At 71.1% G+C, this 25,335-nt stretch carries 29 protein-coding genes and 1 pseudogene; 9 read left to right on the top strand and 21 right to left on the bottom strand.

Annotated features, from left to right (window positions below):
- Positions 1–110: 110 nt before the first annotated feature.
- Positions 111–356 (top strand): hypothetical protein, encoded by a 246-nt coding sequence (locus tag FLV34_RS40905; RefSeq protein WP_168066039.1) that lies wholly within the window; start codon positions 111–113, stop codon positions 354–356.
- Between the two features lie 10 nt (positions 357–366).
- On the opposite strand, the gene FLV34_RS34685 is transcribed toward FLV34_RS40905, so the two are convergent.
- The gene (locus FLV34_RS34685; RefSeq protein ID WP_185948993.1) at positions 367–546 is read right to left on the bottom strand and encodes a hypothetical protein; all 180 of its coding nucleotides are present in this window, start codon (positions 544–546) and stop codon (positions 367–369) included.
- A gap of 202 nt (positions 547–748) precedes the next feature.
- Positions 749–937 (bottom strand): annotated as a pseudogene (locus FLV34_RS42880) (cytochrome P450); the annotation flags it as partial.
- Between FLV34_RS42880 and FLV34_RS42885 the strand changes: the two are divergent.
- Positions 845–1,264, top strand: coding sequence for a hypothetical protein (locus FLV34_RS42885; RefSeq protein ID WP_261986012.1), 420 nt, complete (start codon positions 845–847; stop codon positions 1,262–1,264). The pseudogene FLV34_RS42880 and the gene FLV34_RS42885 sit on opposite strands and share 93 nt — an antisense overlap.
- A gap of 377 nt (positions 1,265–1,641) precedes the next feature.
- Here the strand turns inward: FLV34_RS42885 and FLV34_RS34695 are convergent, their stop codons facing one another.
- The 5 genes from FLV34_RS34695 to FLV34_RS34715 all read right to left on the bottom strand — a co-directional run bounded on the left by FLV34_RS34695 (position 1,642) and on the right by FLV34_RS34715 (position 4,545).
- Positions 1,642–1,962, bottom strand: coding sequence for a LuxR family transcriptional regulator (locus FLV34_RS34695; RefSeq protein WP_147945115.1), 321 nt, complete (start codon positions 1,960–1,962; stop codon positions 1,642–1,644).
- A complete protein-coding gene (locus FLV34_RS34700; protein WP_142648687.1) occupies positions 1,959–2,399 on the bottom strand; it encodes a cupin domain-containing protein in 441 nt (146 codons plus the stop codon). The genes FLV34_RS34695 and FLV34_RS34700 overlap by 4 nt, the downstream gene beginning before the upstream one ends.
- A gap of 201 nt (positions 2,400–2,600) precedes the next feature.
- The gene (locus FLV34_RS34705) at positions 2,601–2,984 is read right to left on the bottom strand and encodes a MerR family transcriptional regulator (protein ID WP_147945116.1); all 384 of its coding nucleotides are present in this window, start codon (positions 2,982–2,984) and stop codon (positions 2,601–2,603) included.
- Between the two features lie 59 nt (positions 2,985–3,043).
- Positions 3,044–3,535 carry a VOC family protein gene (locus tag FLV34_RS34710; protein WP_147945117.1) on the bottom strand — a complete coding sequence of 164 codons (492 nt, stop codon included), beginning with the start codon at positions 3,533–3,535 and terminating at the stop codon, positions 3,044–3,046.
- 107 nt (positions 3,536–3,642) lie between these two features.
- The gene (locus FLV34_RS34715; protein ID WP_142648683.1) at positions 3,643–4,545 is read right to left on the bottom strand and encodes a DNA-3-methyladenine glycosylase; all 903 of its coding nucleotides are present in this window, start codon (positions 4,543–4,545) and stop codon (positions 3,643–3,645) included.
- Positions 4,546–4,909: 364 nt separating this feature from the next.
- On the opposite strand from FLV34_RS34715, the gene FLV34_RS34720 reads away from it, so the two are divergent.
- Positions 4,910–6,289 (top strand): condensation domain-containing protein, encoded by a 1,380-nt coding sequence (locus tag FLV34_RS34720; RefSeq protein ID WP_142648682.1) that lies wholly within the window; start codon positions 4,910–4,912, stop codon positions 6,287–6,289.
- On the opposite strand, the gene FLV34_RS34725 is transcribed toward FLV34_RS34720, so the two are convergent.
- Positions 6,286–7,347, bottom strand: a complete 1,062-nt coding sequence (locus FLV34_RS34725) for a DUF6461 domain-containing protein (protein WP_142648680.1) — start codon at positions 7,345–7,347, stop codon at positions 6,286–6,288. The genes FLV34_RS34720 and FLV34_RS34725 overlap by 4 nt on opposite strands.
- Before the next feature lie 28 nt (positions 7,348–7,375).
- On the bottom strand, positions 7,376–8,008 hold the full coding sequence (locus FLV34_RS34730; RefSeq protein ID WP_168066057.1) for a LysE family translocator: 633 nt from the start codon (positions 8,006–8,008) through the stop codon (positions 7,376–7,378).
- A gap of 80 nt (positions 8,009–8,088) precedes the next feature.
- On the opposite strand from FLV34_RS34730, the gene FLV34_RS34735 reads away from it, so the two are divergent.
- A complete protein-coding gene (locus FLV34_RS34735) occupies positions 8,089–8,286 on the top strand; it encodes a hypothetical protein (protein WP_147945118.1) in 198 nt (65 codons plus the stop codon).
- Positions 8,287–8,293: 7 nt separating this feature from the next.
- On the opposite strand, the gene FLV34_RS34740 is transcribed toward FLV34_RS34735, so the two are convergent.
- The 4 genes from FLV34_RS34740 to FLV34_RS34755 all read right to left on the bottom strand — a co-directional run bounded on the left by FLV34_RS34740 (position 8,294) and on the right by FLV34_RS34755 (position 11,135).
- Positions 8,294–9,052, bottom strand: coding sequence for a sulfotransferase (locus FLV34_RS34740; protein WP_147945119.1), 759 nt, complete (start codon positions 9,050–9,052; stop codon positions 8,294–8,296).
- Between the two features lie 87 nt (positions 9,053–9,139).
- A complete protein-coding gene (locus FLV34_RS34745) occupies positions 9,140–9,700 on the bottom strand; it encodes a hypothetical protein (protein ID WP_142648675.1) in 561 nt (186 codons plus the stop codon).
- Positions 9,701–9,910: 210 nt separating this feature from the next.
- Positions 9,911–10,708, bottom strand: coding sequence for an IclR family transcriptional regulator (locus tag FLV34_RS34750; protein WP_168066055.1), 798 nt, complete (start codon positions 10,706–10,708; stop codon positions 9,911–9,913).
- A gap of 82 nt (positions 10,709–10,790) precedes the next feature.
- Positions 10,791–11,135 carry a helix-turn-helix transcriptional regulator gene (locus FLV34_RS34755; protein ID WP_142648671.1) on the bottom strand — a complete coding sequence of 115 codons (345 nt, stop codon included), beginning with the start codon at positions 11,133–11,135 and terminating at the stop codon, positions 10,791–10,793.
- A 53-nt stretch (positions 11,136–11,188) separates the two neighbouring features.
- Here FLV34_RS34755 and FLV34_RS34760 point away from each other — a divergent pair, with 53 nt between their 5' ends.
- Positions 11,189–11,953 carry an SDR family NAD(P)-dependent oxidoreductase gene (locus FLV34_RS34760; protein WP_142648669.1) on the top strand — a complete coding sequence of 255 codons (765 nt, stop codon included), beginning with the start codon at positions 11,189–11,191 and terminating at the stop codon, positions 11,951–11,953.
- A gap of 81 nt (positions 11,954–12,034) precedes the next feature.
- On the opposite strand, the gene FLV34_RS34765 is transcribed toward FLV34_RS34760, so the two are convergent.
- The 6 genes from FLV34_RS34765 to FLV34_RS34790 all read right to left on the bottom strand — a co-directional run bounded on the left by FLV34_RS34765 (position 12,035) and on the right by FLV34_RS34790 (position 20,441).
- Positions 12,035–13,366: a family 2B encapsulin nanocompartment shell protein gene (locus FLV34_RS34765; protein WP_142648667.1), complete on the bottom strand. Its 1,332-nt coding sequence runs from the start codon at positions 13,364–13,366 to the stop codon at positions 12,035–12,037.
- Positions 13,363–15,555: a germacradienol/geosmin synthase gene (locus FLV34_RS34770; protein ID WP_142648666.1), complete on the bottom strand. Its 2,193-nt coding sequence runs from the start codon at positions 15,553–15,555 to the stop codon at positions 13,363–13,365. Before FLV34_RS34770 ends, FLV34_RS34765 begins: the two co-directional genes overlap by 4 nt.
- A complete protein-coding gene (locus tag FLV34_RS34775) occupies positions 15,555–16,928 on the bottom strand; it encodes a family 2B encapsulin nanocompartment shell protein (RefSeq protein ID WP_142648719.1) in 1,374 nt (457 codons plus the stop codon). The genes FLV34_RS34770 and FLV34_RS34775 overlap by 1 nt, the downstream gene beginning before the upstream one ends.
- A 298-nt stretch (positions 16,929–17,226) precedes the next feature.
- Positions 17,227–18,339 carry a polyprenyl synthetase family protein gene (locus FLV34_RS34780; RefSeq protein WP_147945120.1) on the bottom strand — a complete coding sequence of 371 codons (1,113 nt, stop codon included), beginning with the start codon at positions 18,337–18,339 and terminating at the stop codon, positions 17,227–17,229.
- 264 nt (positions 18,340–18,603) lie between these two features.
- Positions 18,604–19,458, bottom strand: a complete 855-nt coding sequence (locus tag FLV34_RS34785) for an ABC transporter permease (protein WP_142648664.1) — start codon at positions 19,456–19,458, stop codon at positions 18,604–18,606.
- Positions 19,455–20,441, bottom strand: coding sequence for an ATP-binding cassette domain-containing protein (locus FLV34_RS34790; protein ID WP_142648663.1), 987 nt, complete (start codon positions 20,439–20,441; stop codon positions 19,455–19,457). Before FLV34_RS34790 ends, FLV34_RS34785 begins: the two co-directional genes overlap by 4 nt.
- 76 nt (positions 20,442–20,517) lie before the next feature.
- On the opposite strand from FLV34_RS34790, the gene FLV34_RS34795 reads away from it, so the two are divergent.
- Entirely contained in the window at positions 20,518–21,153 is a 636-nt protein-coding gene (locus FLV34_RS34795) for a TetR/AcrR family transcriptional regulator (protein ID WP_142648661.1), read from the top strand.
- Positions 21,154–21,156: 3 nt separating this feature from the next.
- Here FLV34_RS34795 and FLV34_RS34800 read toward each other — a convergent pair whose 3' ends face one another.
- The gene (locus tag FLV34_RS34800; RefSeq protein ID WP_142648659.1) at positions 21,157–22,476 is read right to left on the bottom strand and encodes an MFS transporter; all 1,320 of its coding nucleotides are present in this window, start codon (positions 22,474–22,476) and stop codon (positions 21,157–21,159) included.
- A gap of 177 nt (positions 22,477–22,653) precedes the next feature.
- Between FLV34_RS34800 and FLV34_RS34805 the strand changes: the two genes are divergently transcribed.
- From FLV34_RS34805 to FLV34_RS34815, 3 genes are all read left to right on the top strand, one after another.
- Positions 22,654–23,166 carry a VOC family protein gene (locus tag FLV34_RS34805; RefSeq protein ID WP_168066053.1) on the top strand — a complete coding sequence of 171 codons (513 nt, stop codon included), beginning with the start codon at positions 22,654–22,656 and terminating at the stop codon, positions 23,164–23,166.
- A 75-nt stretch (positions 23,167–23,241) separates the two neighbouring features.
- Positions 23,242–23,700 (top strand): Zn-ribbon domain-containing OB-fold protein, encoded by a 459-nt coding sequence (locus tag FLV34_RS34810; protein WP_142648657.1) that lies wholly within the window; start codon positions 23,242–23,244, stop codon positions 23,698–23,700.
- Positions 23,697–24,824 (top strand): thiolase, encoded by a 1,128-nt coding sequence (locus FLV34_RS34815; RefSeq protein ID WP_142648656.1) that lies wholly within the window; start codon positions 23,697–23,699, stop codon positions 24,822–24,824. Before FLV34_RS34810 ends, FLV34_RS34815 begins: the two co-directional genes overlap by 4 nt.
- A gap of 76 nt (positions 24,825–24,900) precedes the next feature.
- On the opposite strand, the gene FLV34_RS34820 is transcribed toward FLV34_RS34815, so the two are convergent.
- Positions 24,901–25,242 (bottom strand): hypothetical protein, encoded by a 342-nt coding sequence (locus FLV34_RS34820; RefSeq protein ID WP_147945121.1) that lies wholly within the window; start codon positions 25,240–25,242, stop codon positions 24,901–24,903.
- Positions 25,243–25,335: the final 93 nt, after the last annotated feature.

Consider the following 25,335-nt stretch of genomic DNA (forward strand, 5'->3'; position numbering starts at 1 on the left):
CGCGGGCTCCCACCGCGGGCCCCCCGCCACGGGCCCGCGGCGTGCGGGTCGGCGCGGCCATCGCGTCCCGCCCCGGCCGGGCCGCCCCTCACGACACGGAAAGAGGAACGATGACAGCTCCGAGCGACGACGGATTCCTGCACGAGCTCGAACTCGAGGTCGAGGCGGAGGTGGTCCAGGTCGAGCTCAGCCGTCCCGAGGACGCCGCCGACCTGCCGGTCGCCGAGTGGCTGTTCGACCCTGCGGACGCCGAACGCGAGGAGATCGGCCTGCGGGGTCTGCTCGCCGCGGTCGAGGTGCTGGAGGACGACCTCCCGATGGAAGACGACCTCCCGCCCGGCGACCCCGCCGCGTAGCGGGCCCCGGCTATCGGGCGACCCCGGCGGCCGGCCGTTCTTCCAGCTCGGCGAGGTCGCCGGTCTGCGCGGCGGAGAGGAACGTCCGTACGAGGCGCCGGTGCCCGGTGGTGCTCACCGGGTTGCGGCGGCCGGCGGCGAGGTGGTCGCGGGCGCGTCGCACGAGTTGCCGCGCGTGGTCTTCGCCCACGTGGAGAATCTCGGAGATCCGGCGATAGAGATAATCGAAGGCGCAGCCTGGCCCGGGCCCCCATGGACGGCGCGTACGGGCCCGGCTGGGTCAGTCGCCCGCCGCCGAGGTGACGTGCAGGGCGACCGGCCGGAGGACACAGCCGGAACACGCCACGGGCGATCATCGAGGCGGTCGTCTCATAACCGGCCGTGATCAGCGAGAAGACCGTGTTGACCAGCTCGCCCTCCGACAGCCGGTCGTCGGCGTCCCTGGCCTGGATGAGCAGGTCGATGAGGTCGTCGCCGGGCGAGCGGCGATGCTGGGCGACCAGCTCGGCGGCGTAGGCCATGAAGTCGCTGTAGCCCTCATGACGCGCCTGCTCGGTGGCCGTCGAGGTGGTCAGGAACATGTCCGTCCACTGGACGAACCGCTCGTAGTCGTCCACCGGGACACCGAGCATCTCGCAGATGACATGGGCCGGCAGGCGCAGCGCGTACTCCTCGACCAGCTCGAAGCGGTCACCCAGGCCGTCGAGGAGTTCGGCGGCGATCGCCGCGATGCGCGGACGCCACCGCTCGGTCTGGCGCGGTGTGAAGGTGCCCTGCATGATCCGTCGATAGCGCGTGTGCTCCGGCGGATCCTGGTTGATCAGCGCGTCCGGGTCGTCGTCGATGCCGACGCCGCTCACGAAGCGCGGCAGTCCGGGCAGGCGCAGATTGCGGCTGGACGTGGGTGAGGCGAGCAGGACCCGCACGTCCTCATATCGGGCGGCCATCGGGACCTGGTCGCCACTGGGCATGGTCGCCGGATCCAGCGGCCCGCATTCGCGTCTGCGGGCGAACTCCGGTGATGGCGTACCCAGCGGTCCCGGCACGATATCCGGCCCTATGACGGGCTCGGGGGTCGGCTCGGCCCCGTTCGGATCCAGCTCGGCGGTCACTGCAACCCCTTCCGGTCCGGGTCGCCCGGGGCGCGGCCTATGCGGAACGTACGAAATGTGACACGGTCCGTCAACGGGTCAGGCCGAAGGCGGGAACCGGAGCCGGTTCCCGCCTTCTTCGCTCTCGCCGTTCTTCGCTCTCGTCCTTTCCCTGGGCTCGCCCTCCCCCGCTCTCACCGGGCCGTGGTGAACAGGAACGCGCAGTCCTGTACGGCCTCCATGCGGTGGCGGCGTTCCGGCATGACCAGCAGGTCGCCGGGCCGTCCTTCCCACGAGTCGCGCCCGGAGACGAGCCGCACCCGCCCGTACAGCACGTGGACGGTGACCTCGCCGGGATGCTCGTGGACGTGCTCGCCCTGTCGCAGGGCCATGAGGGTCTGCCGCAGCGAACGGTCGTAGCCGCCGTGCACGGTGGTGGCGATGCGGCCGGTGTCCGCCGCACGGGCGAGCGCGAGCAGATCACGGGCGAGCGCGGCGAGCGAGACCCTGGTCATGACCGCGGCGCCCGGCGGTCTCTCCGGGCTTCCAGTTCCTCCGGGCCGACCACGGTCAGCATCGGCTGCCCGGGTGCGCAGAACATCGTCACGACGAACGCCGACTCCTCGTCGGCGAGGTGGTTGCCGTCCTGGTAGTGGATCACGTCCCCGCCGGGCTCCCAGAACGTCTCACCGGCCCGGACGACCCGCGCGGGCTCGCCTTCGAGCTCGAAGTCGATGGCCCCTTTGATCACGTACCCGTACGCGGGTCCGGAGTGCCGGTGCGGCGGCGAGCCGGGGCTGTTCGGCGGCAACGTGACGAGGATCGTCATCGCCTCGGCCCCCTCCGGTGCGGGCGGGGCCTCCGGCACGGTCCCGACGACGTCGATCTTCGGTGGCGGGCCGCTCTTGACGGGGTTCTCCAGGTAGTGGATGTGAGCGTGATCGGTGGTCATCGGGTTTCCTCCGCGAGACGGTGACCGGCTCGATCCGGCCGTACACCAGCTCAGACAAGACAGCGTCCCGATGCGTGACAGCGCCGCACACGATGCGGCCTCCGGAACCCTCATCTTCGTCGCAGGTCAGCCGTCACGACGGCGCTCCTCGCGCCCCTCGGCGGCGCCCGCGCGGCGACGGCGAGGAGCGGCCCCGAGGGGCTACCGCCAGGTGGCGGACTCCGGGTCGACGCCGTGCGCCTCGGCGTTCGCCCAGATCGTGTCGCGCAGCCAGCCGGCCAGGCCCGGCTCCATCGCGTCGTTGTGGGCGGCGAACCGGGGGTCGTCGAGGATCCGGCCGATCTCGGCGAGCGGGAACCCGAGCTCCCGGTAGACGAGGACGCGGTGGATCCGGGCGACGTCGTCGCCCGAATACACCCGATATCCGGCCCAGGTGCGCTCACTCGGGCACACGAGGCCGATCGCGTCCCAGTGATGCAGCGTCTTCACGCTGACGCCGACGAGCGCGGCGGCCCGGCCGACCGTGAGGCCGTCGGCGCCGTCCGGCCCTGCGGCGGCCGGTTCGCGTTCGGGGGCGCTCGTCACCGGCCCAGTATCGCCGATCGGGCCGGAGGCCCACGGTCTGAGACCGGCGTACGGCGTCGTCACTCGGCGGGGATCTCGATCCCGATCTCTCGCAGGCCGGCCGCCCGCGCACTGTGCGGGTCGAGCGGCTGGGCGGCCGTCATCACGACCCGGGCGTTCTCGGGCGTGACCACCGTCAGCTCGATGGAGTTCCACGGCATCTCTCGCGGGCCGGTGGTGCATCCCGGCACGAGTTCCTCACACCCCGCGGCGATCTTGTCGATCTGGCTGAGGACGCAGGCGAAGCTGACGCTCATCGCCGGGACCTCGCTCACCTGTTCCGCGGGCACGAGCAGGACGTCCTGGAAGGCCCAGCGGCGAAGATGGACCAGGCGGTCCGGCACGGTGAACAGGTCGACGAAGCCGAGCCCGCGGGTCCAGAAGTCCGTCGACGCCGCGAGATCCCGGGTGGGGATGGTGACGAACATCGGCATGCCGTAGTAGTCCCGGTAGATCTCCGGGGCGGTCGCGTCGAGCGCGGGCATGGGAACGGGACTGATGTACTCGCTCATGCCCCGATCGTCGAGCCTCCCGCAACGTGAGGGTCAAGCCTGTGCGGACGCGGACAGGCATGGCACGGAGACGGCCCGATCAGCGCGCTACCCCCGTCGCAGCGGGCTCAGCGGCCTCGCGCCGTCCGGGCCTCGTCGGCGGCTCCGTAGCCGGTGGCGCGGAAGAGGAAGGAGGCCCAGGAGCGGTAGGGCCGCCACGCCTCGGCCACCTTCCGGTAGACGGCGGGCGAGGCGTCCTCCGGCAGGCCGTACGCCTCGCGGAGGATCGCGAACAGGCGCGGCTCGTCGCCCGGGAACGCGTCCGGCGCGCCCGCGCCGCGGATCAGGATCAGGCCGGCGGAGAACGGCCCCACGCCGGGCAGCGCCCTGAGCTCCGCCAACGCCTCCTGGGGGTCGAGCGCGCGCAGGTGTTCGGTGGTGAGCACGCCGTCGAGCGCCGCCTGGGCCAGCCCGCGCAGCCACTCCTCCTTCTGCGCGGGCAGGCCGAGACCACCGGCCCGCAGCAGCGTCATGGGCGGAGGGAAGGCGGCGTAGGGTTCCCCGTCCACGATGACCTTCGCACCGTATCGCTCCCCGATGCGCTGTTTGATCCGGGCGGCGACGAGCATCGACGACCGCTGCACGATCACCGCCCAGCACGCCGCCTCCCAGGGGCTCCAGAAGCAGAGCGGGCGCAGGCCGGGACTCTTCCGTTGCAGGTCGCCGAGCACCGGGTCGGCCTCGCCTGCCGCGGCGAAGCCGGAGCCGTCCACGTCGAGGGACAGGATGCGCGCCACCTCGGCCCGGATGCGCGGCCCGGCGGCCCGCGTCGTGGCGACGGCGACCCCGTCGGGTGCGGCGGTCACGGTCACGCCGATCGGCAGCCAGTCGGACTCCGCGCAGTAGGCGAAGCGCAGCGCCCGCCCGTCGGAGGGCAGCCCGCCGGTGACCGGCCAGTCCTCGACGAAGCGCAACGTGGCGCCGAAGTCGTACGGGCCTTCCGCTGTGATGGTGAAACCGTGGCTGGTCATGGGCCTCATCGTACGAGCCCGGACCGACAAACGATCTTCGCGCGCCGGACCGGACCATCGGCAACAGAGGCACTCGAAGCACACGCGGACGGCCGACCCGCCTACACTTCACGGACACGAGGGAGACCGACGCTTCACCCGAAGCGCGTCGAAAAGTTTCGACATGGGACTTTCGACTTTCACTGTCCCCCTTCGACTCTCGTTGCCTATTCTTCCGTTGCACGGCGGCCTTCCGGCGTGACCAAAACCGGACCAACTGGCATTCCTGTGCCGATCATGGAGCGAGCATCGTGTCGAAACCTTTCGGTGACAGTGGGGAGATCCGCCTCGGTGACGGGCCGGCCTTCCGAGGGACGACGCGCGCATGGTGACGGTGGCGTTCAGCGGCACACGGGAGGGCGAGGCGCCGCTGACCTGGGGACAGCGGCTCATGTGGCGTGCGGTCCACCTGATGGGCGACAGCCAGACGTTCCTGAGCTGCCCGTGGGTGCTCCCGGTGTACGGCAGACGCGACCTCGGCAGCGTCCTGGACGCGCTGCGCGTGCTGCTCGAACGCCACGAGAGCCTGCGTACGACCTTCGCCCTCACTCCGGAGGGGCCGGTGCAGCGGGTCGGCCGCGGCGGCGAGCTGACCGTCGACCTGGTGGAGGCGGGAGAGGAACGGGCACTGCGGGTCGCCGAGCGGGTCTCGGCCGAGCTGGGCCGCACGGCCTTCGTCCACGACCGCGACCTGCCGCTGCGCTGCTCCGTCGTTCTCAAGAACGGCCGCCCGACGGCGCTGGCGCTCGCCTTCTCCCATCTGGCCGTTGACTTCCAGGCGTTGAACACGCTGTCGGAGGAGTGGAAGGCCCTGCTGCGCGGCGAGAAGCTGCCGCCCGCCGAGTGGCAGCCGATGGACCAGGCCGCCGCCGAGCGCGAGGAGCCCTACCCCGCCCGCTCGGCCAAGTCCGTCCGCTACTGGCACTCCGTGCTGGCGGACGGACCGCTGGACGTGTTCGACCATCCGCCGCATGAGGCGGAGGACCCGCGGTTCATCGAGGTCGGCATGGAGTCGGTGGCGCTCGCCGTCGCGGCGGAGCGGCTGGCGGAACGCTGGACGATGCGGACGACCAACGTGCTGCTCGCCGCCTGCGCCACCGTGCTGGCCGTCGTGAGCGGCCGCCCGCGCGCCGTCATGCAGCTCGTGCACAGCAACCGCCGCGACGCGCGGACCCGTGCGATGGTCGGCACCGTGGAACAGGACGGCCTGTTCGTGCTCGACCTGCCCGGCACGGACTTCGCCGCCACCTGCCGGGCCGCGCAGCGCGGGGCGCTCAGGGCGTATCGCAACGCGCACTACGACCCGTTCGAGATGCAGGCCATGCGCGAGGAGATCGGCCGCCGCCGCGGCCGGGAGCCCGACCTCGACGCGTTCTTCAACGACAGGCGGACCTCCGGCACCTGGCCGGGCCTGCCTCCCGTCGGCCGCGACGAGGACGTGGCGCCCCTCACCGAGAAGACCCGGACGTACGTGACGAACGCCTGGCCGGGTGTCCGGTTCAAGGCGTTCTTCACGGTCGTCTCGGCGCCCGACACCGGGAAGCTCAGCCTCATCGTCGACACCGCCTATCTGCCGTCGGGCATCGCCGAGTCGATGCTGCGCGGCGTCGAGGCCCTGCTGGTGCGCGCCCTCACCGAGGACGTCCCGATGAGCGCCGTCCCCGAGGTGTGCGGGATCGGCCACTACACCGGACGCCCGGATTAGCCGACGTCCGTCAGCAGGTCCTCCACAGCCGACCGGAGGGACGGCCATTCGTCCCCGAGGACCCATCGGGCACAGGTGAGGGCCTCGAAATTCTCCGCGCGCCCGGCGGCTTCGAGCAACGCGAGCCTGACCGCGACCACGGCCGCCGCGCGCAGCCTCTCGGCACGGTCAGGGTCGTCCCCTTCGGGGATGACGGGCACCCAGCCGTCGTGAAGCTGCAGTTGCGTCTCCAGCAGACCCCACCGCAGTTCCTCCCCGAGCGCTCCCCCGCCCGCGACCACGTCGATCGCGTCCTCGATCGGCGGCTCGTCCAGTCCGAACCGCCCGGTGAGGTCCCGGGCCGGCAGGAGCAGCGCCGCCCGCCGTACGGCCTCGGGGGCGTGCCGCAACCGGGCGTCGAGGTCCGGCTCCACGTGCCCGAACCCCCGCCGTTCGAGCGGCGCGCTGAGCGGAGGGTCGATGAGGATCGCCTGCCGCATGTCGCCGACCCATTCGGCGGTCAGGCGGGCACCGGTGGACGACTCCATGACGGCCATCGCGGCCGTTTTGAGCGCCCATGCCTCCGCCCGGGTCGTCACCGGGCGGCTCGCGACCGCGTCCCGGAGGGGGCCGATCGCGTCCGCGACGGCCTCGGGACGCGGTCCGGTCATCAGCGCGGGATCCAGCCCGGGAACCACTGCGAGGATCTCGCCACCGGCCGCGCACGTCAGCCGCTCTCCGCCGTTGACGTGCCAGGACAGCGACCATACGCGAGCGTCCACGCTGAGCCTGCGTATGACGTCCGGGCCGCTCGTGTACGCCCCGTTCGCTTCGAGCAGCATCATCGACGGCCCGGAAGCGCCGGCGAAGACGACCTCCATGGGATAGAGATCCGTTTCTCGTATCCACAGCTCGGCGATCTCGGGGCTACCACCACCGGTCAGCCTCGACGCGACCACGTCGACCGGTGGTGGCGTTTCGGCCCAGGGGTGCACGACGGTCCAGGTCAGCGCGTTCGCGAGCCATTGGTGGGATTCGAGGAACCGCAGGTAGTGCGCACGCATCTCGTCGGCCGCCATCGGCCTCCTTCCGATTCGCGGTCGATTGTCAGGACTGCTGGACGGCCAGGCGCAGGCCGAAGCCGATGACGATGACGCCGGTGAGCCGGTCGAGGGCGCGCTTGACCGACGGCCTGCGCAGCCAGCCGCGCAGGATCCCGGTGAACCCGATGAGCACGGCGCTCCACACCAGCCCCTCGCAGACGTGGACGCCCGCGAGCAGCACCCCCATCACCGCGTGCGACACCCCCTGCGGCATGAACTGGGGCAGCACCGCGACGTAGAAGGCGCCCACCTTGGGGTTGAGCAGGTTGGTCAGCAGGCCCCGCCGGAACGCCCGCCCCCACCCGGTGTCCGCCGGGTCGGGCGGCGCGGCGTCGTCCGCCCCGCCCGTACGGCTGTGCCAGAGCATCCTGCCGCCCATCCAGATCAGGTAGGCGACGCCCGCCCACCGCACCACCTCGTACGCCACCTGGGAGGCGGTGAGGAGAGCCGACAGGCCGGCGGCGGTGAGCAGGCCCCACAGCAGGGTGCCGAGCTGGATGCCGAGCACCACGGCCCAGGCCGGCCTCCGGCCGGCGAGCAGCGACGTACGCAGGATCAGCGCCGTGTCCAGACCGGGCGTGAGCGTGAGCAGCAGCACGATGGCGGCGAATGAGGCGATGGCGCCATAGACATCCACAACGGTCACCGTAGCGGCCGTTCGACCCGGTCGATCACCGGAACGACCGCATCCGATCAAACCGGCCTGGCATCGAAGTCATGGACGAGCCACAGCCGGTCGCGCTCCCCAACGGCCGCACCCTGAAATGCGACACCTGCGAGAACGAGCTGTTCGAGATGCGCCGGTGGAAACTCCAGACCACGGGCACGACGTTCATGAATCTCGACTGGGCCAACCACGACGCCACCTGCTTCGTGCGCAGCAGTTGCCGGCGCGTTCACTGGTTCCACTGGTGATCGGAAATCACAGGTAGCCCCAGGCGACCGCGATCTCGCGCAGCGCCTCGGGCACCTCGCCGGGGGCGGGCAGCGGGCGGCCCGGCTGCACCCGCCCGCTCCGGATCTTGTCGCGCCAGTCGCCGATGCCCTTGACGAAGTCGCCGTGCTCCTTGTCGCCATAGCGGACCATCGCGGGCTCGTACTCCACACCGAGCCAGGCGCACAGCCGCCGCAGCTCGCCTTCGGTGTCGTCGACGAGCCGCTCGTAGCGGACGTCGATGCCCTCGTGGCGGCGTCTGGCCTCCTCCAGGTGGCGCATGTACTGCAGCGTGTGCCGTACGGCCTCGTCCATCGGCCGCGCCCGCGGATCCGCCTCGTGCCACGACCTCGCGATCGACGCGGGGTGGCGCAGGAGGAAGACGAACCGGGCGTCCGGCCAGCACGTCGTGATGCGGCGGTGGGCGAAGACGTTGCTGGGCGTCTTGTCCACGAGGACCTCCTTGCCGCTCCGGACGAGTTCCCGGTGCAGCAGGCGGTCCCACAGGATGTGCTCGATGTCGCTCGTGCGGTGACCGGCCGCCTCCATGGCCTGCCGTACGGGATCGGTCGTGAGGGTCACGGCGATCCGCCGGACGTGCAGCTCGTGCGGCGCGTGGATCCTGCTGTGGCTGTTCAGCAGCACGCGCAGGAGCGTGGAGCCCGACCTGACGGGCGAGAGCACGAAAACGGGTGCGCGCAGCAGGCGGTCGGCGGCGGGATCGGCAGGCGGGCGCGGCCGGGTCACGCCCGCGCGCGGGCCGGGGTCACGCCCGCGCCCGGGCCGGGGCCGGGAACGCGTTGGACGCGCGGGCCGGGGAGGCGCCGGGCGGGGTCATGCCGGCGACAGGACCAGGACCGCGTGGTCGGGCGCCACGCTCGCGAGCCGCAGGCGGATGTCGCCGATCCTGCCGGGCCGTCCCATGGCCAGCGTCAGCCCGCCCTCGGTGTGGCAGCGGCCGTTGAAGCAGCTCTGGCTGACGCCGGTGTTCATGCCCTCGACGTGGAAGGCGCCCGCGCCCGCTTCGAAGCGCACCCGCACCTCGCCCTGGTCGAGCCCCACGATCGTGATCTCGTCGAGGCCGGTCTTCGGGTCGAGCCGCAGCCGGTCTCCCTGGCGGACCGCCACCTCGCAGTCGGCGTTCCGGCACGCGTCCGGATGGTCGAAGGCCGAGACGACAGACGGGCTGGGCGAGGGCGATGCGAAGACGGTGGCCGCCGGATCGGCGACGGGGTTCAGGGTGGACGCCGGGCCGCCCGTGGCCACCGACCCCGCCGGCGTCTGCGGCTGCGTCTCCGGCTGGGGCGACCCGCACGCCGCGAGCAGCACGGCCACCGGTACGGCGACGAGGCCCGCCCGGCCGATCAAGCGGGACGCGTACGGTCCTCGACGCATGACTCTCCCCGAGACCACGACGGCTGCGCCGGTCCGACGCACCGGCGGCCCGAGCGGCTCAGGCCCAAGCACAAGCCAAGGCACGGGCCCAAGTTCAAGCCCAGGCACACAGCCCAGGCCAAGCCCGAACACAGGCACACGGACAGGCCCTGCCGCTCGACTCGATCAGGCCTTCCCCGAGCCCGGCGACTCCAATCCCCTGATCTGGGGTCACAGGAGGAGGGCGCCGGTGATCTGGTGGGCGGTCCTGCGTACGGCCGCGCCCAGGCGGGGCAGCGCCGCCGCCCCCACCGGAGCGGCGACCCCGACGGCCATATACACCCCGCCGTCCGGGCCGAAGACGGGCGCGGCCACGCAGCACACCCCCTCGGCGAACTCCTCCCGCGCGTACCCGACGCCCTCGCAGCGGATGGCCGCGAGCTCGCGTTCCAGCGCGACCGGCGCGGTCACCGTACGGCCGGTCACCCTCCGCAGGGCCGGGGCGGCGAGGAACGCGGCGCGCAGCCCTGCGTCGTGGGCGAGCAGCACCTTGCCCGTGGCCGTGCAGTGCAGCGGCGCCCGGTCGACGCCGTCCGACGGCGACCTGACCCGGTTGTGCCCGTACAACCGCTCGACGTACACGACCTCGGATCCGTCCGGCACGGCCAGGTTGACCGTCTGCCGGGTCGCCTCGTAGAGCTGGAGCAGGTGCGGCAGGACCACCCTGCGCGAGCCGGGGAGCCGCCGGCCCTGCACCGCCCAGCCGCGCGGTGCCACGAGGTCGGCGAGGCGTCCGCCGACCATGTAGTCGCCGCCCGTACGCGTGACCAGGCCCCGCCGCTGCAGCGTCCCGAGCAGGCGATGCGTGGTGGTCTTGGAGAACCCGGTCGACCGGTGCACCTGGGTCAGGTTCATCGGCCGCATGCCGACGGCCAGGCACAGGAGGATCTCTATCCCGCGTTCCAGGCTGCCCAGGGCGGAGGCCGCCTCCGCTCGGCGGGCACGATCCAACGGTACGAACAATCCCACCCCGCGACGCTCGACGCACATCTTGATCGGCCAGCGGTCACCTTAGCCGCGCCGCGCCGCGCATGAAGGGAGAACGCGGTTGCTAGGCCGAGGCCGCCAGCTCGACCTGGCGGCCGACTCCGTCGCACTCTGCGGCGGCCAGCACGGGCGCGAGCAGGCCGGGAAAGCGGGTCTCCAGGTCGTCCCGGCGGAGCACGACGAAGCAGCGGGTGCCCTCTTGACGGGTGCGCGTGATCCCGGCGTCGCGCAGGACCCGTAAGTGATGGCTGAGCGTCGACTTGGCGACGGGGGCCCGCAGCTCGCCCCACCCGCGCTCCCGCCCGTCGGCCAGCAGCCGGACCAGGCCGACCCGGATCGGATCGCTCAGCGCCGCCATGACCACGGTGAGCGAGATCTCGTCCAGTTCGGGGTGGTGCGCCTGCTTCATGGGCACATGATAGCTTGTTCGCTGTTCATCGAACATCGAACATTGGAGTCACGTTGACCGGACACGCTGATGACCGCTTCACCGGCCGGGTCGTCGTCGTCACCGGTGCGGGCTCGGGCATCGGACGCGCCGCCGCCCTCGCCTTCGCCCGGGCGGGAGCGCGGGTCCTCGGGGTGGGCCGCCGCGCACACGCGCTTGAGGAGACCGCCCGGCAGCACCCGGACATCGCCGTGCTCGTCGCCGACCTGCGCGCCGCCGATTCGCCCGAGACGGTCGTCCGTACGGCCGTCGACCGCTGGGGCCGGCTGGACGTGCTGGTCAACAACGCCGGAGCGACCATGATCATGCCGCTGGCCGAGACGACGGCGGAGCGCGTCACCGACCTGTTCGCCCTCAACGTCACCGCGCCCAGCCTCCTCGCCCGGGAGGTGCTGCCCCACCTTCGCCAGGCGCACGGGTCGATCGTCAACGTCTCCAGCACGTACGGGCACCGGCCGCTGCCCGGCGCGGCGCACTACGCCGCGTCGAAGGCCGCGATCGAGCAGCTCACCCGGAGCTGGGCGCTGGAGCTCGCCGGGGACGGCGTCCGGGTCAACGCTCTCGCGCCCGGGCCGACCGAGAGCGAGGCGCTCGCCTCCGCGGGGCTGTCCGACGCCGCCGTCGAGCAGGTGAAGCAGGACGAGGCACGCAGCATCCCCCTCGGCAGGCGTGGCGCACCCGGAGAGGTCGCCGAGTGGATCCTCCGTCTCGCCGATCCCGGCGCCACGTGGCTCACCGGCCAGGTCCTCACCCTCGACGGCGGCCTTGAGCTCACCTGACGCGGGAAACCGCCCGCGGCCAGGAGCTCTCGGGGAACCCCCGGCCGCGGGCGTGCCTCAGTGCCTCGGTGCCTCGGTGCCTCAGCTCACCTCGACGCTCTCCAGTACGCCGAGGGCGTCGGGGACCAGGACGGCCGCCGAATAGTAGGTGGTCAGCAGGTAGGAGATGATCGCCTTGTCGTCGATGCCCATGAAGCGCACCGACAGGCCCGGCTCGTACTCGTCGGCCAGCCCGGTGCGGCGCAGGCCGACGACGCCCTGTTTCTCCGCCCCGGTGCGCATGACGATGATCGAGCTGAGCCCTCCCTCGGTGATCGGGATCTTGTCGCAGGGCAGGATCGGCACCCCACGCCACGCCATGACCATCGCCCCGTTCACCTCGGTGACGTCCGGGTAGAGCCGACGCCGGGTGCACTGCCGTCCGAAGGCGGCGATGGCCCGGGGATGGGCGAGGAAGTAGTGCGAGCTGCGCCGGCGGGCGAGCAGCTCGTCGAGGTCGTCCGGGGTGGGCGGACCCGAGAGGGTGTGGATGCGGTGCTTGAGGTCGGCGTTGTGCAGCAGGCCGAAGTCGCGGTTGTTGACCAGCTCGTGCTCCTGACGCTCCCGCAACGCCTCGATCGTCAGCCGCAACTGCTGCTCGGTCTGGTTCATCGGCTCGTTGTACAGATCCGCCACCCGCGAATGCACCCGCAGAATCGTCTGCGCCACACTCAGCTCGTACTCACGCGGCCCCAGCTCGTAATCCACGAACGTCCCCGGCAGCGTCGCCTCACCCTCATGCCCCGCCGCCAGCGCGATCTCCGCCTCCCCATACCGGTTCACCGGCCGTGCCACGGGAGGACGGGCGAGATGGTCGCGCAGGCCGCCCGCGAGCGCTGCCAGGTTGTCCAGCGCCGACCTGTCGAGGACGAGAACGATGCACGAGGTGAGGGCCTTGGCGGGCGCGGCCCCCGCTCCGGTGAGGTCTCCCAGGTGGTCTCCGTCGGCCAGCACCTGGAGCAGCGCCTCCCCGCCGTACGGGCCGGGGCCGACGCGGGCGATCTTGCCGTGGGCGACGAGCACGACCTGTCCCCGAGGCACCGGATCGCCCGGGCCCAGCTCGTGCTGGACGAACCGGTCCGCCAGCGCGCCGAGCGTGTCGAGGTCGCCGTAGCCGTGCAGGGAGGGCAGCTCGCACAGCTCGGCCGGGACGACCCGCACCCGCGCGCCGGTGGAGACGAAGCTCACCCGCCCGTCCCCCACCGTGCAGGTGAGCCGGCGGTTGACCCGGTAGACGCCGCCCTGGACCTCCATCCAGGGGAGCACCCGCAGCAGGTGCCTGGGGGTGATCTCCCGCATCTGCGGCGGCGTCTTGGTGGTGGTCGCCAGGTTGCGTGCGGCGGCCGTGCTCAGAGTCAGTCGCGACGCGGTCATGGCGCCCCCACCGTGAGCGCGGGCGAGCCGTGCGCCGGCGGCGCCAGGGAGAGGATGCGCGCGGTGGCCGTGCCGAGGCCGGTCGGGCCCTGGGACCACCGGACGGCCGGGCCCCTGCGCAGCTCCTCCTCGACGTAGCGCCGGGACCGCTGGTGCCAGCGCAGGATCGAGGCCATCCAGTTGCGCAGGTCGGACGCGTATCCCTCGACCGACTCCCGTACGGCCTCGTCCGCCTCGATGCGGTCGAGCAGGATGGGCAGGTCGACGGTGGTGATGTGCTCGAACTGCCGCATCCGGCTGGTCATCAGCGCGTCCACCACACCCACCGCCTCGTCGGGGGCGCAGTCGAGGAAGGTGCCCAGCACCACGACGGCGTTGTGCAGCTCCCCCTCGAACTGGATCTCCTTCTGGCAGGAGAACAGGTCGTTCAGCAGGCACGCGTAATCCTGCGCGGCGTCGGTCATGCCGAGGAACTCGCGGGTGCGATGGATCTCGGCGGGGATGACCCGGCCGGGCGTCAGCCTGGCCAGGCTCATCGTCATCTGCGAGCCGAACGTCCTGCGCCGCATCTCGATGTAGTCGACCGGATCGGGCACGCGGTGCTGGGCCTGGTTGGCCAGCTCCCACACCCAGCTGTCGATCATCTCCTCGACGGCGACGCGGAACGCCCTGCGAGCATCCTCGGGCAGCGGCCCGGCGGTGCGCGCCCACAGGTCGGCCAGCCCGCGTTCCAGCCCCGTCATCGGGGCCAGGCGCGGGACGAGGTCCACCGGCATGAACTCCTTGAGCCGCCGGTTGCCGAGCTTCGCGCCGACCAGGTCGCGCGCCGCGCCGTAGACCCGGGGATAGTAGTCGTCGCCGTACGTCCCCCAGGCCAGCCAGTTGACTGCCAGGATCAGTTCGTCGGCCGTGGCGTCCGGGTCGATGCCGGACGCGCACAACGCGAGGTCGAAGCCGACGAGTTGCGGCTCGTTCCACACGGCGGTCGCCGGGAGGCCGGGGACGCCGTCGAAGAAGCCCATCGCGGCACACCATTCGACGTCCGCCGCGCGCGCCGCGTCGAGGTGCGGATTGTCGCGCACCTCGAACGGCATGTACGGCTGCGGCAGCCGCACCGCCGCCTCCGAGAAGGGCCGGTGGGTGTGGTTGCGCAGCCCGCCGGCACCGGTGAGGTGGGCGCGCGACACGTTCAGGCCCAGGGACCCGGAATGACTTCCGAGCTTGGTGTAGCGGCTGGAGGCGGTGTGCCAGGCGTGGCCTCCCGCCTGCCAGTCCTGCAGTCCCTTGACGTAGCTCAGGACCAGCGCCTGCTCGGGCGGCAGCACCCCGTCGTCGGCGAACAGCGCCGGAAGCTCGGTCAGCGCGGTGTGCTCGAACTGGTGCAGCCGTGAGGTGAGCAGGTCGTTGGTGATCTCCACGGCCCGCGCGGTGTCGCAGCCGAAGAAACGCTCGCAGACCAACACGCAGTTGGACAGTTCGCCCTCCAGCAGCACCTCCCGCTCGTAGGAGAACAGGTCGTTGCGCAGGTGGACGGCGTCGGCGAACGACTCCGTCAGCACCCGGATCGGCCGGGAGCCCGCCAGCCGGGCCGGCAGCTCGGCACCGGCCGCGTGCTCCACGAGCGCGGCCGACCACGGAGCTCCGCCGACCTTCCTGCGTTCCTCGATGTACTCGATCGGGTTGGAGACGGCCTCGCGCTCGATGTGGAACAGCTCCCACATCGACTCCTGCAGCAGGTCGCGGGTCACCCGTACGAACCGGCGCCGCCACGCGTCCGACATGGCGGGCACGGTCCGGGGCCACAGGTCGGCCAGGCCGCGCTCGACGGGGTTGGACGGCTCGGGCGGGTCGTCCGTCATGAACGCGTCGAGCCGGTCCAGGTAGTCCTGGGCGCCGTTCAGGTCCCTGCTGCGTTTGAACGTCTCCAGGAAGTGGTCGTCGAAGAAGAAGACCCACACGTACCAGTCCGTGACCAGGTCGAGTTCGGGGGCGGAGCAGTCGGGATGGGTGTAGGCGCACATCAGGCCGTAGTCCATCGCGTCGAGCGACTCCACGGTCCAGATGTCCGGGTCGTCGAGCATGCCCATGTCCGCCGCCCACCCCCGCGTGTGCGCCCGGGCGGTCTCCACATGCGGGTTCAGCCGGGGCGGATAGGGGAGATAGAAGTCCGGCAGCCGGTAGGACGACATCAGAGGACCTCGACGCTCTCCAGGATGGCGAGGGCGTCGGGGACCAGGACGGCCGCCGAGTAGTAGGTGGTGACCAGGTAGGAGATGATCGCCTTGTCGTCGATGCCCATGAAGCGCACCGACAGGCCGGGCTCGTACTCGTCCACCAGCCCGGTGCGGCGCAGGCCGACGACGCCCTGCTCCTTCTCCCCCAGCCGCATGACCATGATCGAGCTGATGCCCTTGTCGTTGACCGGGATCTTGTTGCACGGCAGCATCGGCACCCCGCGCCAGGCCGGCGCCTTCTGGCCGTTGAACTCCACGGTCTGGGGATAGATGCCCCGGGCGTTGCACTGGCGGGCGAAGGCCGCGATCGCCTTCGGGTGGGCGAACATGACGTGCGGGTTCTTCCAGACCGTGGCGAGCAGCTCGTCGAGGTCGTCCGGGGTGGGCGGGCCCGAACGGGTGTGGATGCGGTGCTTGAGGTCGGCGTTGTGCAGCAGGCCGAAGTCGCGGTTGTTGACCAGCTCGTGCTCCTGACGCTCCCGCAACGCCTCGATCGTCAGCCGCAACTGCTGCTCGGTCTGGTTCATCGGCTCGTTGTACAGATCCGCCACCCGCGAGTGCACCCGCAGAATCGTCTGCGCCACACTCAGCTCGTACTCACGCGGCCCCAGCTCGTAATCCACGAACGTCCCCGGCAGCGTCGCCTCACCCTCATGCCCCGCCGCCAGCGTGATCTCCGCCTCCCCGTACCGGTTCACCGGCCGGTGCGGGTTCTCCCGGTATGCCTGCACGTGCTCACGCAGGCTGTCCGACAGGGTGAGCAGCCGCTCGAACTCCTCCCTGCCGAGCGCGAGCACGGTGCACGGCGTCACGGTCTTGACCGTCCATTCCCACCGCGCGTCCGCGTTCACCAGCATCTGCTCGCCGACGTACTCGCCGTCGGCCAGCACCCCGAGGCGCGTCTCGTTGCCGTACGCGCCCTCGCCGATCCTGTCGACCTTGCCGTGGGCGAGGAGCAGGACCTCGTCCATCGGGGTGCCGGCCCGTGCGATGACCTGGTCGGCCTCGTACTCCCGCTGGGTGAACAGGTCGGCCATGGCGGCGAGCACCTCGGCGTCGCCGAAGCCGTGCAGGGCGGGCAGCTCGCACAGCTCGGCCGAGATGACCCGTACGTCCGCCCCGGTCGAGACGAACGTCACCCGCCCGTCGGCCATCTGGTAGGTCAGCCGCCGGTTGACCCGGTAGGCGCCGCCCACCGCCTCGACCCAGGGCAGCACGCGCAGCAGATGACGGGAGGTGATCTCCTGCATCTGCGGCGGGGTCTTGGTCGTGGTGGCCAGGTTGCGCGCGGCCCTGGTGCTGAGGCTCAACCGGTTGTCGGTCGGCATGGTGTTTTCTGTCACGGCACATCACCCATCTGTGGTCGGCACGGCGGCCGGTTGTTCGGTGACTGGTCACGCTCGTCGCCGAGCGGCGGAGGGGGAGGGAGAAAGTCAGGGTCCTACCGGCCCGCACGGGGCCGCACCGCATCGCCGGCCGTCCGTACGGCCGCGCCCGTACTGCCGCGTGCGAAGGCGGCGTGCGGAGGCGGCCGGAGCGGTTCCCCGGCGACGGGAGTCGCAGGAAAGGCAGCAGCCGGGCAGAAGGCAGGAATCAGAAGAGAGGCGGGCGTACCGATCGCGCGCCTCACCGGACGCGGCGGGTGAGCCGCTCGGTGAGCATCGTGAGCGCCTGGGCCGCCTCCGGGGCGATCGCGCACTCGCGCAGCGCGTCGAGCGCCTGCCCGGCCCGCACGGCGATGAGGTCCTCGACCTCGCCGAGGGCGCCGGTGTCCACGATGATCCGGCGCAGCTCGGCCGCCCGGTGTTCGTCCAGGCCGGACGCGCCGTGCCAGGTCCGCAGCAGGTCGCGTTCGGGCCCGCGCGCCCGCGCGTACGCGTACGCCATGAGCACGGTGCGTTTTCCCTCGCGCAGGTCGTCGAGGACCGGCTTGCCGGTGACGGCGGGGTCGCCGAAGACGCCGAGGACGTCGTCGCGCAGCTGGAACGCCTCCCCGAGCGGCAGGCCGAACCGCGAGTACGCCTCCAGCAGGGCGGGCGGGGCCCCGGCGAGCGCCGCGCCGATCTGCAGCGGACGCTCCACGGTGTATCGGGCCGTCTTGTAGCGGATGACCGTCAGGGCCCGTTCGACGTCCGCGTCGGCGCGGGCGTGCGCCAGGATGTCGAGGTACTGCCCGGTGACGACCTCGGTGCGCATCCGGTTGAACAGCTCGCGCGCCGCCCGCCCCCGCACGTCGCCGCCGGCGGCGTCCGCGAGCAGTTCGTCCGCCCACGCCTGCGCGAGCACGCCGAGCAGGATGGCCGCGGACCGGCCGAACGCCTCCGCCCCCGTCCACCGCGGAGTCCCGGCCAGCCCCCTATGGATGGTCGGGCGCCCGCGGCGCAGCTCGCTGCCGTCCATGACGTCGTCGTGGATCAGCAGGCCCGCGTGGTAGAGCTCCAGCGCCGCGCCGGTGACGACGGCCCGGTCGTCGTGCGCCTCCTCGCCGCCCGCGCCCCGCCAGCCCCAGTAGCACAGCAGCGGCCGGATGCGCTTGCCGCCGTCGACGACGAACTCGCGCAGCAGCCGGTAGCCCTCGGCGACGTCCGGATCTCCGACCGGGGGGCGCCGGGCGTCGAGGAAACCGGCGAGCAGCTCGTCGACCCGTCCCCGGACGGCGCTGGTGACGGCGGCGACGCCGCCGGTGTCACCGACGCCGGTGATCCCCTTGATGGACGTGTCCACGGTGTCCGCGGTCATGCACGGCCTCCTCGCTCGGCGAGCCGATCTCCCTTGCGGAAAGTTACTTAATGAATACGCAAAGTAGAACCGGTCGTTCCGATAGTCGGAACTTCTCGCCGAGCCGGACGAGCGGCGCGCGGGAAGCCACGGGAGGAGCGCAGGATACGGCGCTCCTCAGCCGGCCTCGCCGAGCAGCGCCAATCAGTCGGCTTTGCCGAACTGTGCTCCTTAGTCGGCTTTGCCGAACTGTGCTCCTTAGTCGGCTTTGCCGAACTGTGCTCCTTAGTCGGCTTTGCCGAACTGTGCGATCGCGGTGACGAGCAGGGCGAGCCCGAGGGCCGCGAGCACGGCCACCTCGACGGCGATGGGCACGTGCCACCCGCCCCACGTCAGCCCCGGCGCGAGCCGGGCCTGTACGGCGGGCGCCAGGTCGAGGTGCGAGAAGACGAGCCGCCTGATGGGGTCCACGGCGTACGAGAGGGGGTCGATCCGGTTGAGCACGGTCAGCCACGTGGGCAGGTTCGACGCGGGGAACATCGCGCCCGACATGAAGTACAGCGGCATGATCAGCAGCTGGTTGAGCGCCATGAACGACTGCATCTGCCTGACCCGCACCGACATCGCGACGCCGAAGGCCGTGATGGTGAAGGCCAGCAGCACCTGGATGCCGAACACGCCGAGCATCAGCCCCGGCGCGTACGGCACGCCCACGGGACCGGCGATGCAGATGACGACGAGGCCCTGGAAGGCCGCGACGGTGGCCCCGCCCAGGCACTTGCCGAGGACGATGGACCCCCGGGACACCGGCGCGACCAGCATCTCGCGCAGGAAGCCGAACTCCCGGTCCCACACGATCGAGGCGGCCGACGACATGGCGGTGAAGAGGACGGCCATGGCGAGAATGCCCGGATAGAGGAAGGTCCGCAGGCCGAGCCCGCCGGTGCCGCCCGAGGTGAGCTGGGACAGGCCCGTGCCGAGGACGAACAGGAACAGGAAGGGCTGCACGAGCGAGGTGAGGATGCGCAGCGGGCCGTTGAAGAACCGGATGATCTCGCGCTGCCAGACCACCTTGACCGCGCGCAGCTCGCTCATCGCGCTGCGCCCCGGCACCCGGACCGCCGTGACGGGCAGCGTCATCGCCGGCCTCCTCGCGCCGCCGCGAGCGCGGCCGCACCGCGCGCGGCGCCGGCCGACTCCGAGTCGCGGATCGACCGGCCGGTGTAGGACATGAAGACGTCGTCCAGGCTGGGCCTGGCCACGCTGACGGACCGGATCGGCAGCCCCGACCGGCTGAACAGCTCCGGCACGAACCGCTCTCCCTCCTCCACCTGGAAGACGACGACGTCGCGGGACGCGACGGCCTTGATGCCGAACCGTTCGTCCAGGGCGGCGACGGCCGCCGGGCCGTCGTCGGTCTGGATCTGGATGCGGTCCTTGCCGACGCCGGCCTTCAGCGCGGCGGGGGTGTCGAGCGCGATGATCCGGCCGCCGTCCATGATGGCGATGCGGTCGCAGTGCTCGGCCTCGTCCATGTAGTGGGTGGTCAGGAAGACCGTGATGTCCTCGGCCTCCTTCAGCTCCCGGATGTAGGACCAGATGGAGCTCCTGGTCTGCGGGTCCAGGCCCACGGTGGGCTCGTCGAGGAACAGCACCCGTGGCGAGTGCAGCAGGCCGCGGGCGATCTCCAGTCGCCGCCTCATGCCGCCCGAGAATGTCGCGACCTTGGCCGCGCGCCTGTCCCACAGCCCCACCATGTCGAGCACCCCCTGGAGCCGGGGACCGATGTCCGCGCGGGGCACGCCGTACAGCTCGGCGTGGAAGCGCAGGTTGCGCTCGGCCGTGAGATAGCCGTCGAGCGTCGGGTCCTGGAACACCAGCCCGATCGAGCGCCGCACGCTGTCACGTTCGCGCACCACGTCGTGGCCGGCCACGCGCGCCATGCCGCCCGTGGGCGTGGTCAGGGTGCAGAGCATGCTGATCGTCGTGGACTTCCCCGCGCCGTTCGGGCCGAGGAAGCCGAAGATCTCCCCTCTGTGCACGGTCAGGTCGATGCCGCGTACGGCCTCGACGTCGCCGTAGTTCTTGGTCAGGCCGGTGGTTTCCACCGCCGGATGCGTCATCCCGCCTCCCCCATCACTTACACTTGGTGTAACAGTACACCAGGTGTAACCAAGGAAAGGCCGATACGCTGTGCCCATGAGAGCGGGCGGACTACGGGAGCTGAAGAAGAACCAGACCCGGCAGCTCATCGCCGACACCGCGAACGCGCTCTTCCGGGCCCGGGGCTTCGACGAGGTCACCGTGGACGAGATCGCGGCGGCCGCCCAGGTGTCGAAGAAGACGGTGTTCAACCACTTCCCGACCAAGGAGGACCTGGTCTTCTACCGGGCCGAGGACCGGGAGGCCATGTCGCTTGCGGCGGTGACCGACCGCCCGGCCGGGTTCTCGATCCTCGACTCCTTCCGCGCGATGTGCCTGGCGCAGACCCGGTTCATCCCGGGCATGCGGCGCGACCTCGTCCATCCGCGCAGCTTCTACGACCTCGTCAGCGGCAACCCCTCCTTGGAGCGGAAGATGCACGAGGTCAACGAGCGGATCATCGAGGTGCTCGCCGGCGCGCTGGCGGCCGAGGCGGGCGCGGAGCCCGGCGACCCGCTGCCCCGCGTCGTCGCCTCGACGCTGGTCTCCGCACAGCGGGCGCTCTACCGGCGGCTGCGGCAGCGGGTGCGCGAGGGCGGGCCCGACGAGGAGATCGGGCGCGCCCACCGCGCGGACGTCGAACGGGTCTTCGATCTGCTCGGCAAGGGACTCGGCGGCTACCCGCAGACCTGACCTCTAGTCGGCCACCGCGACCCTGGCCTCCTGGCCGTCCATCGCCCCGCGCTCCCGCCGCCAGGGGCCGTGGAACAGGAAGACGGCGGGCGCGAACAGCGCCAGGCACACCAGCGAGACCACCAGCCAGGTCTGCCAGCTCGTGGCCTCGACCACGTGCGGGATGACCAGCAGGCCGACCACGGCGATCGCCTTGGTGAGGAAGCCGAACAGGCCCCACGCCGTGCCCTGCAGCCGGGGGTCGACGTCCTCGGCGTCCTCGGAGTAGTTGGCCATCCAGGGGGCGTACGCGACGCCGAGCGAGCCGCCGAGCAGCGCACCGACGATCATGAGCGCGCCGCTGGAGACGCCTTCGCCGCCGAGGATGTACGCCAGGTAGGCGGTGACCAGCACGGCCGCGACGGTGCCGGCGAGCGTGATCGGCTTGCGGAGCTGGGTGCGGTCGGAGACGCGGCCGGCGACGATCAGCGTGATCAGGTTGAGGCTCCAGAAGCACGCCATGATCGTGGACGCCTCGGCGGCCGTGATGCCCAGGGCGCCGACCAGCATGGTCTGCCCGAAGAGCGTGAGCGTGATGTAGAGCACCAGCCACAGCGAGATGCCGACCACGTGGGCCCAGATGTTGGGCCGTACGAACAGCGAAGAGACCTTGGCCGGCCGGGTCAGGTCGACGACGCTCCTGGCCTGGCGCTCGGTGTGCTGGATCTGCGCGCGCAGCTCGGGCGACAGGTCGGCGATGTTGAAGGCGATGACGATCGAGATGACCAGCGAGAAGCAGCCCATGATGACGAACTGCGACCGCCAGGAGTCATCGAAGATCGGCAGCGTCCAGCCCGCGACGGCGGCGGCGAGGAAGTTGGCCCCCACCGGGCCCCAGGTCCAGAAGCCGAACGCCTGGGCCCTGCCGAGGCGCGGCGAGAAGTCGCGGACCAGCGGAGCCGTGCTCGCCATCGCCACACCGTCGACGAAGGCCAGCACGATCCTGGCGATCAGCAGGTCACGTGGGCTGTGGACGAGCGTCATGACGAAGCAGCACACGGCGGTCAGCAGCATCAGCGGGACCAGCAGGCGCACCCGGCCGAGCCGGTCGGTGAGCCTGCCGCCGAGCGCCGACGCGACGGCTCCCGCGACCGCCGCCGCCCCGGACACCGCGCCGTACGTCGCGAGTGACATGTCGAGGTCCTTGAGGAGCAGCGGGACCACGGGGGCGATCTGCGCCTCATAGGAGCCGATGAGGACGGCCAGCACGGCCATCGTGAGGATCTTCATGCGACGCGCACCTGTGGGGTACTCGTCGAGCTCGCGTACGTAGGACAGGCCCATTGACACGCCTTTCTCGTCAGCCCCCGTCCCGGCGATGAGTTCTAGAAGCTAGCTCTAGAATTCATTTCCACGAATGCTCCGCCTCCTCACGTCAGGAGTCAAGGGGCTGTGAGCACCTGTTTCTTCGGCACCGGATGATTAGAATCGGATTCTAGGATTTCGATCGAAGGAGGACGGGTGGACATCGCCGAGGAACTGGCCGGGCTTGACGCGACCTTCGACCACACGGCCGTCGCCGCGCCGCGCATCAGGGACCTGCTGCCGATCTACCGCGACCTGCTGGGAGGCGAATACCTCGACGGCAGCGACAACCTGGTGAACGGCTATCGGACGCTCCAGCTCAGGTACGCCAACGGGAGCAAGATCGAGCTGATGGAGCCGCTGGCCGGGTCCACCTTCTTCGACAGCTTCTTCGGCCTCACGCGCGGCAGAGGCGGGGTGCACCACCTCAACTTCCACGTCACCGACATCGAGGCCGCCGTGGCGGCGCTGCGCGAGCGCGGCTATCGGCTGTTCGGCCTCAACCTCGCCGAACCCCGCTGGCGCGAGGTCTTCCTCCACCCGAAGGAGGCGCACGGCGTCCTGGTCCAGCTCGCCCAGCCGGGGCCGCGCAAGCCCGAGCCGACGCCGTCCCTCACCGACGTGCTGGCCGGTCGCGGCCGGCGCGGCAACGGCGTCCCCAGCCCGTGACAACGGACCCTCGCCATCTCTAGATTGGAGTTCTAGAATTCGACTCTAAGACTTCCTCCGCCTCGTAGGAGAACGATGACCGCATCGCACAAACCCGTCCCGAAGCCGACACCGGACACCCAGCCGTTCTGGGACGGCACGGCGGAGGGAGAGCTGCGGATCCAGCGCTGCCGCGCCTGCTCGCGGCACTACTTCTATCCACGGCCCGCCTGCCCGCACTGCGGCTCCGACGACGTCACCTGGGTGACGGCCGGCGGCAGGGCCACCCTCTACTCGTACGTGATCAGCCACCGCCCGGCTCCCGGCTTCGAGCAGGACGGGCCGTACGCGATCGCGGTCGTGGAGCTGGAGGAGGGCGTGCGCATGATGACGAACATCGTGGGCGTCGAGATCACGCCGGAGAACCTGCCCCTCGACATGGAGCTGCGCGTGGTGTTCGAGCAGCGCGGCGACGTGCACGTGCCCCTCTTCGAGCCCGCCGGAGAGCCGGCCGGAGAACCCGCTGGAGAGCCCGCTGGAGGTTCCGTCCGATGAACATCGTCATCGCGGGCGCGGCCGAGACCGACGAGCTCGGCAAGCTGCCCCACATGTCCACCACGCAGCTCCACCTCCAGGCCGCGCGCAACGCGCTCGCCGACGCCGGGATGACCAAGGACGACATCGACGGCGTCGCCACCGTCGGTGTGCCCGGCCCGATCCAGATCGCCCACGCGCTCGGGATCGCCCCGGCCTGGCTCGACGGCACCGGGGTGGGCGGCTCGTCCTTCCTTTTCCACGTACGGCACGCCGCGGCGGCCATCCGGGCCGGGCTGTGCACCACCGTGCTCATCACGCACGGCGAGTCCGGGCGGTCGCGGGTCGGCGCGGCCCGGCCTGCCCTCGGCCCCGACTCGCTGATCGGCCAGTTCGAGCTGCCGTACGGCGTGCTCGGCCCGCCCACCATGTTCACGCTGACGGCGCTGCGCTACATGAAGGAGACCGGGCTCACGCACGAGCAGCTCGCGGAGGTCGCGGTCGCGCAGCGCCGGTGGGCGCACCGCAACCCCCGGGCCATGTATCAGGACCTGATCACCGTCGAGGACGTGCTCGCCTCCCGGATGGTCGCCTACCCCTTCCATTTGCTGGAATGCTGCCTCGTCACCGACGGCGGCGGCGCGCTGATCGTGACGACCGAGGAGCGCGCCCGCAGGTCGCCGGTCCACCTGCTCGGCTCTGGCGAGTCGGCCGAGTCGCCGATCATCTCCCAGATGGAGGACTTCACCACCTCGGCCGCCTTCCGGCGCTCCGGCGAGGCCGCCTTCGCCGAGGCGGGCATCTCGCATGACGACGTGGACCACCTGATGATCTACGACGCCTTCGCGCACGTGCCCATCTACGGCCTGGAAGACCTCGGCTTCGTCAAGCGCGGCGAGGCGGGGCCGTTCATCGCCGAGGGCCACACCTCCCCCGGCGGCCGCCTGCCGCTCAACACCAACGGCGGCGGCCTCTCCTACACCCACACCGGCATGTACGGGATGTTCGCCATCCAGGAGTCCGTACGGCAACTGCGCGGCGAGGCCGCCGCCCAGGTGCCGGACGTCGAGGTCGGCGTCGTCCTCGGCAACGGCGGCATGTTCGCCTCCGCCGCCACCCTCGTCCTGTCGAACCGCCGTCCCTGAGTCACGGCCCTCCGGCGACCCGCCGGAGGGCCGACGGCGGCGTCCGCCGCTGTAATGGCCGACGCCCGCCCGACGACTACATGCCGGAGGCGTTGACGTCCGGCCGGCCGGCCGGACCTTCCGGGGAGCCCGGCAGGCACAGGAACAGCAGATGAGAATCCAGCGGCGACTCGACGATCTCCTCGATCTGATCGATGAAATTCTCAGCGGAGAAGAAGAGATTTCTCCGAACAGAGCGCTCCGGCCGAGACTCCGGCGGCTCCTGAAGAGAATGCTGGTCCAGAAGGAGATCCGAAACTCGATGGCCGATGTGGGCGTCGAGGAAGACCAGCTGTTCGAGATCGCCTCCGGCATGCTCGAGCAGATTCCCTGGCCCTCGGAGTGCAGCCGTCTCCGACCCTCTGACCGCTCCGAGCAATTGTCAAATCCTGTGGATTGCGCGTGATTCACAGAGCTCGAAGCCATTGGTCGAGGGCTGCGAAGTCGTCGTCGGCGAGTCCCCGGTATGACT

This window comes from Microbispora sp. CSR-4, from assembly GCF_008033685.1.
In the GTDB taxonomy this organism is placed as follows: Bacteria; Actinomycetota; Actinomycetes; order Streptosporangiales; family Streptosporangiaceae; genus Microbispora.

What these genes read in the sequence shown, in the direction of transcription:
- FLV34_RS40905 (WP_168066039.1), top strand. Translation starts at nt 111, where the DNA reads ATGACAGCTCCGAGCGACGACGGATTCCTGCACGAGCTCGAACTCGAG.
- FLV34_RS42885 (WP_261986012.1), top strand. Translation starts at nt 845, where the DNA reads ATGCTGGGCGACCAGCTCGGCGGCGTAGGCCATGAAGTCGCTGTAGCC.
- FLV34_RS34695 (WP_147945115.1), bottom strand. Translation starts at nt 1,962, where the DNA reads ATGACCAGGGTCTCGCTCGCCGCGCTCGCCCGTGATCTGCTCGCGCTC.
- FLV34_RS34700 (WP_142648687.1), bottom strand. Translation starts at nt 2,399, where the DNA reads ATGACCACCGATCACGCTCACATCCACTACCTGGAGAACCCCGTCAAG.
- FLV34_RS34710 (WP_147945117.1), bottom strand. Translation starts at nt 3,535, where the DNA reads ATGAGCGAGTACATCAGTCCCGTTCCCATGCCCGCGCTCGACGCGACC.
- FLV34_RS34715 (WP_142648683.1), bottom strand. Translation starts at nt 4,545, where the DNA reads ATGACCAGCCACGGTTTCACCATCACAGCGGAAGGCCCGTACGACTTC.
- FLV34_RS34720 (WP_142648682.1), top strand. Translation starts at nt 4,910, where the DNA reads ATGGTGACGGTGGCGTTCAGCGGCACACGGGAGGGCGAGGCGCCGCTG.
- FLV34_RS34725 (WP_142648680.1), bottom strand. Translation starts at nt 7,347, where the DNA reads ATGGCGGCCGACGAGATGCGTGCGCACTACCTGCGGTTCCTCGAATCC.
- FLV34_RS34735 (WP_147945118.1), top strand. Translation starts at nt 8,089, where the DNA reads ATGGACGAGCCACAGCCGGTCGCGCTCCCCAACGGCCGCACCCTGAAA.
- FLV34_RS34745 (WP_142648675.1), bottom strand. Translation starts at nt 9,700, where the DNA reads ATGCGTCGAGGACCGTACGCGTCCCGCTTGATCGGCCGGGCGGGCCTC.
- FLV34_RS34755 (WP_142648671.1), bottom strand. Translation starts at nt 11,135, where the DNA reads ATGAAGCAGGCGCACCACCCCGAACTGGACGAGATCTCGCTCACCGTG.
- FLV34_RS34765 (WP_142648667.1), bottom strand. Translation starts at nt 13,366, where the DNA reads ATGACCGCGTCGCGACTGACTCTGAGCACGGCCGCCGCACGCAACCTG.
- FLV34_RS34770 (WP_142648666.1), bottom strand. Translation starts at nt 15,555, where the DNA reads ATGTCGTCCTACCGGCTGCCGGACTTCTATCTCCCCTATCCGCCCCGG.
- FLV34_RS34775 (WP_142648719.1), bottom strand. Translation starts at nt 16,928, where the DNA reads ATGCCGACCGACAACCGGTTGAGCCTCAGCACCAGGGCCGCGCGCAAC.
- FLV34_RS34780 (WP_147945120.1), bottom strand. Translation starts at nt 18,339, where the DNA reads ATGACCGCGGACACCGTGGACACGTCCATCAAGGGGATCACCGGCGTC.
- FLV34_RS34785 (WP_142648664.1), bottom strand. Translation starts at nt 19,458, where the DNA reads ATGACGCTGCCCGTCACGGCGGTCCGGGTGCCGGGGCGCAGCGCGATG.
- FLV34_RS34790 (WP_142648663.1), bottom strand. Translation starts at nt 20,441, where the DNA reads ATGACGCATCCGGCGGTGGAAACCACCGGCCTGACCAAGAACTACGGC.
- FLV34_RS34795 (WP_142648661.1), top strand. Translation starts at nt 20,518, where the DNA reads ATGAGAGCGGGCGGACTACGGGAGCTGAAGAAGAACCAGACCCGGCAG.
- FLV34_RS34800 (WP_142648659.1), bottom strand. Translation starts at nt 22,476, where the DNA reads ATGGGCCTGTCCTACGTACGCGAGCTCGACGAGTACCCCACAGGTGCG.
- FLV34_RS34810 (WP_142648657.1), top strand. Translation starts at nt 23,242, where the DNA reads ATGACCGCATCGCACAAACCCGTCCCGAAGCCGACACCGGACACCCAG.
- FLV34_RS34815 (WP_142648656.1), top strand. Translation starts at nt 23,697, where the DNA reads ATGAACATCGTCATCGCGGGCGCGGCCGAGACCGACGAGCTCGGCAAG.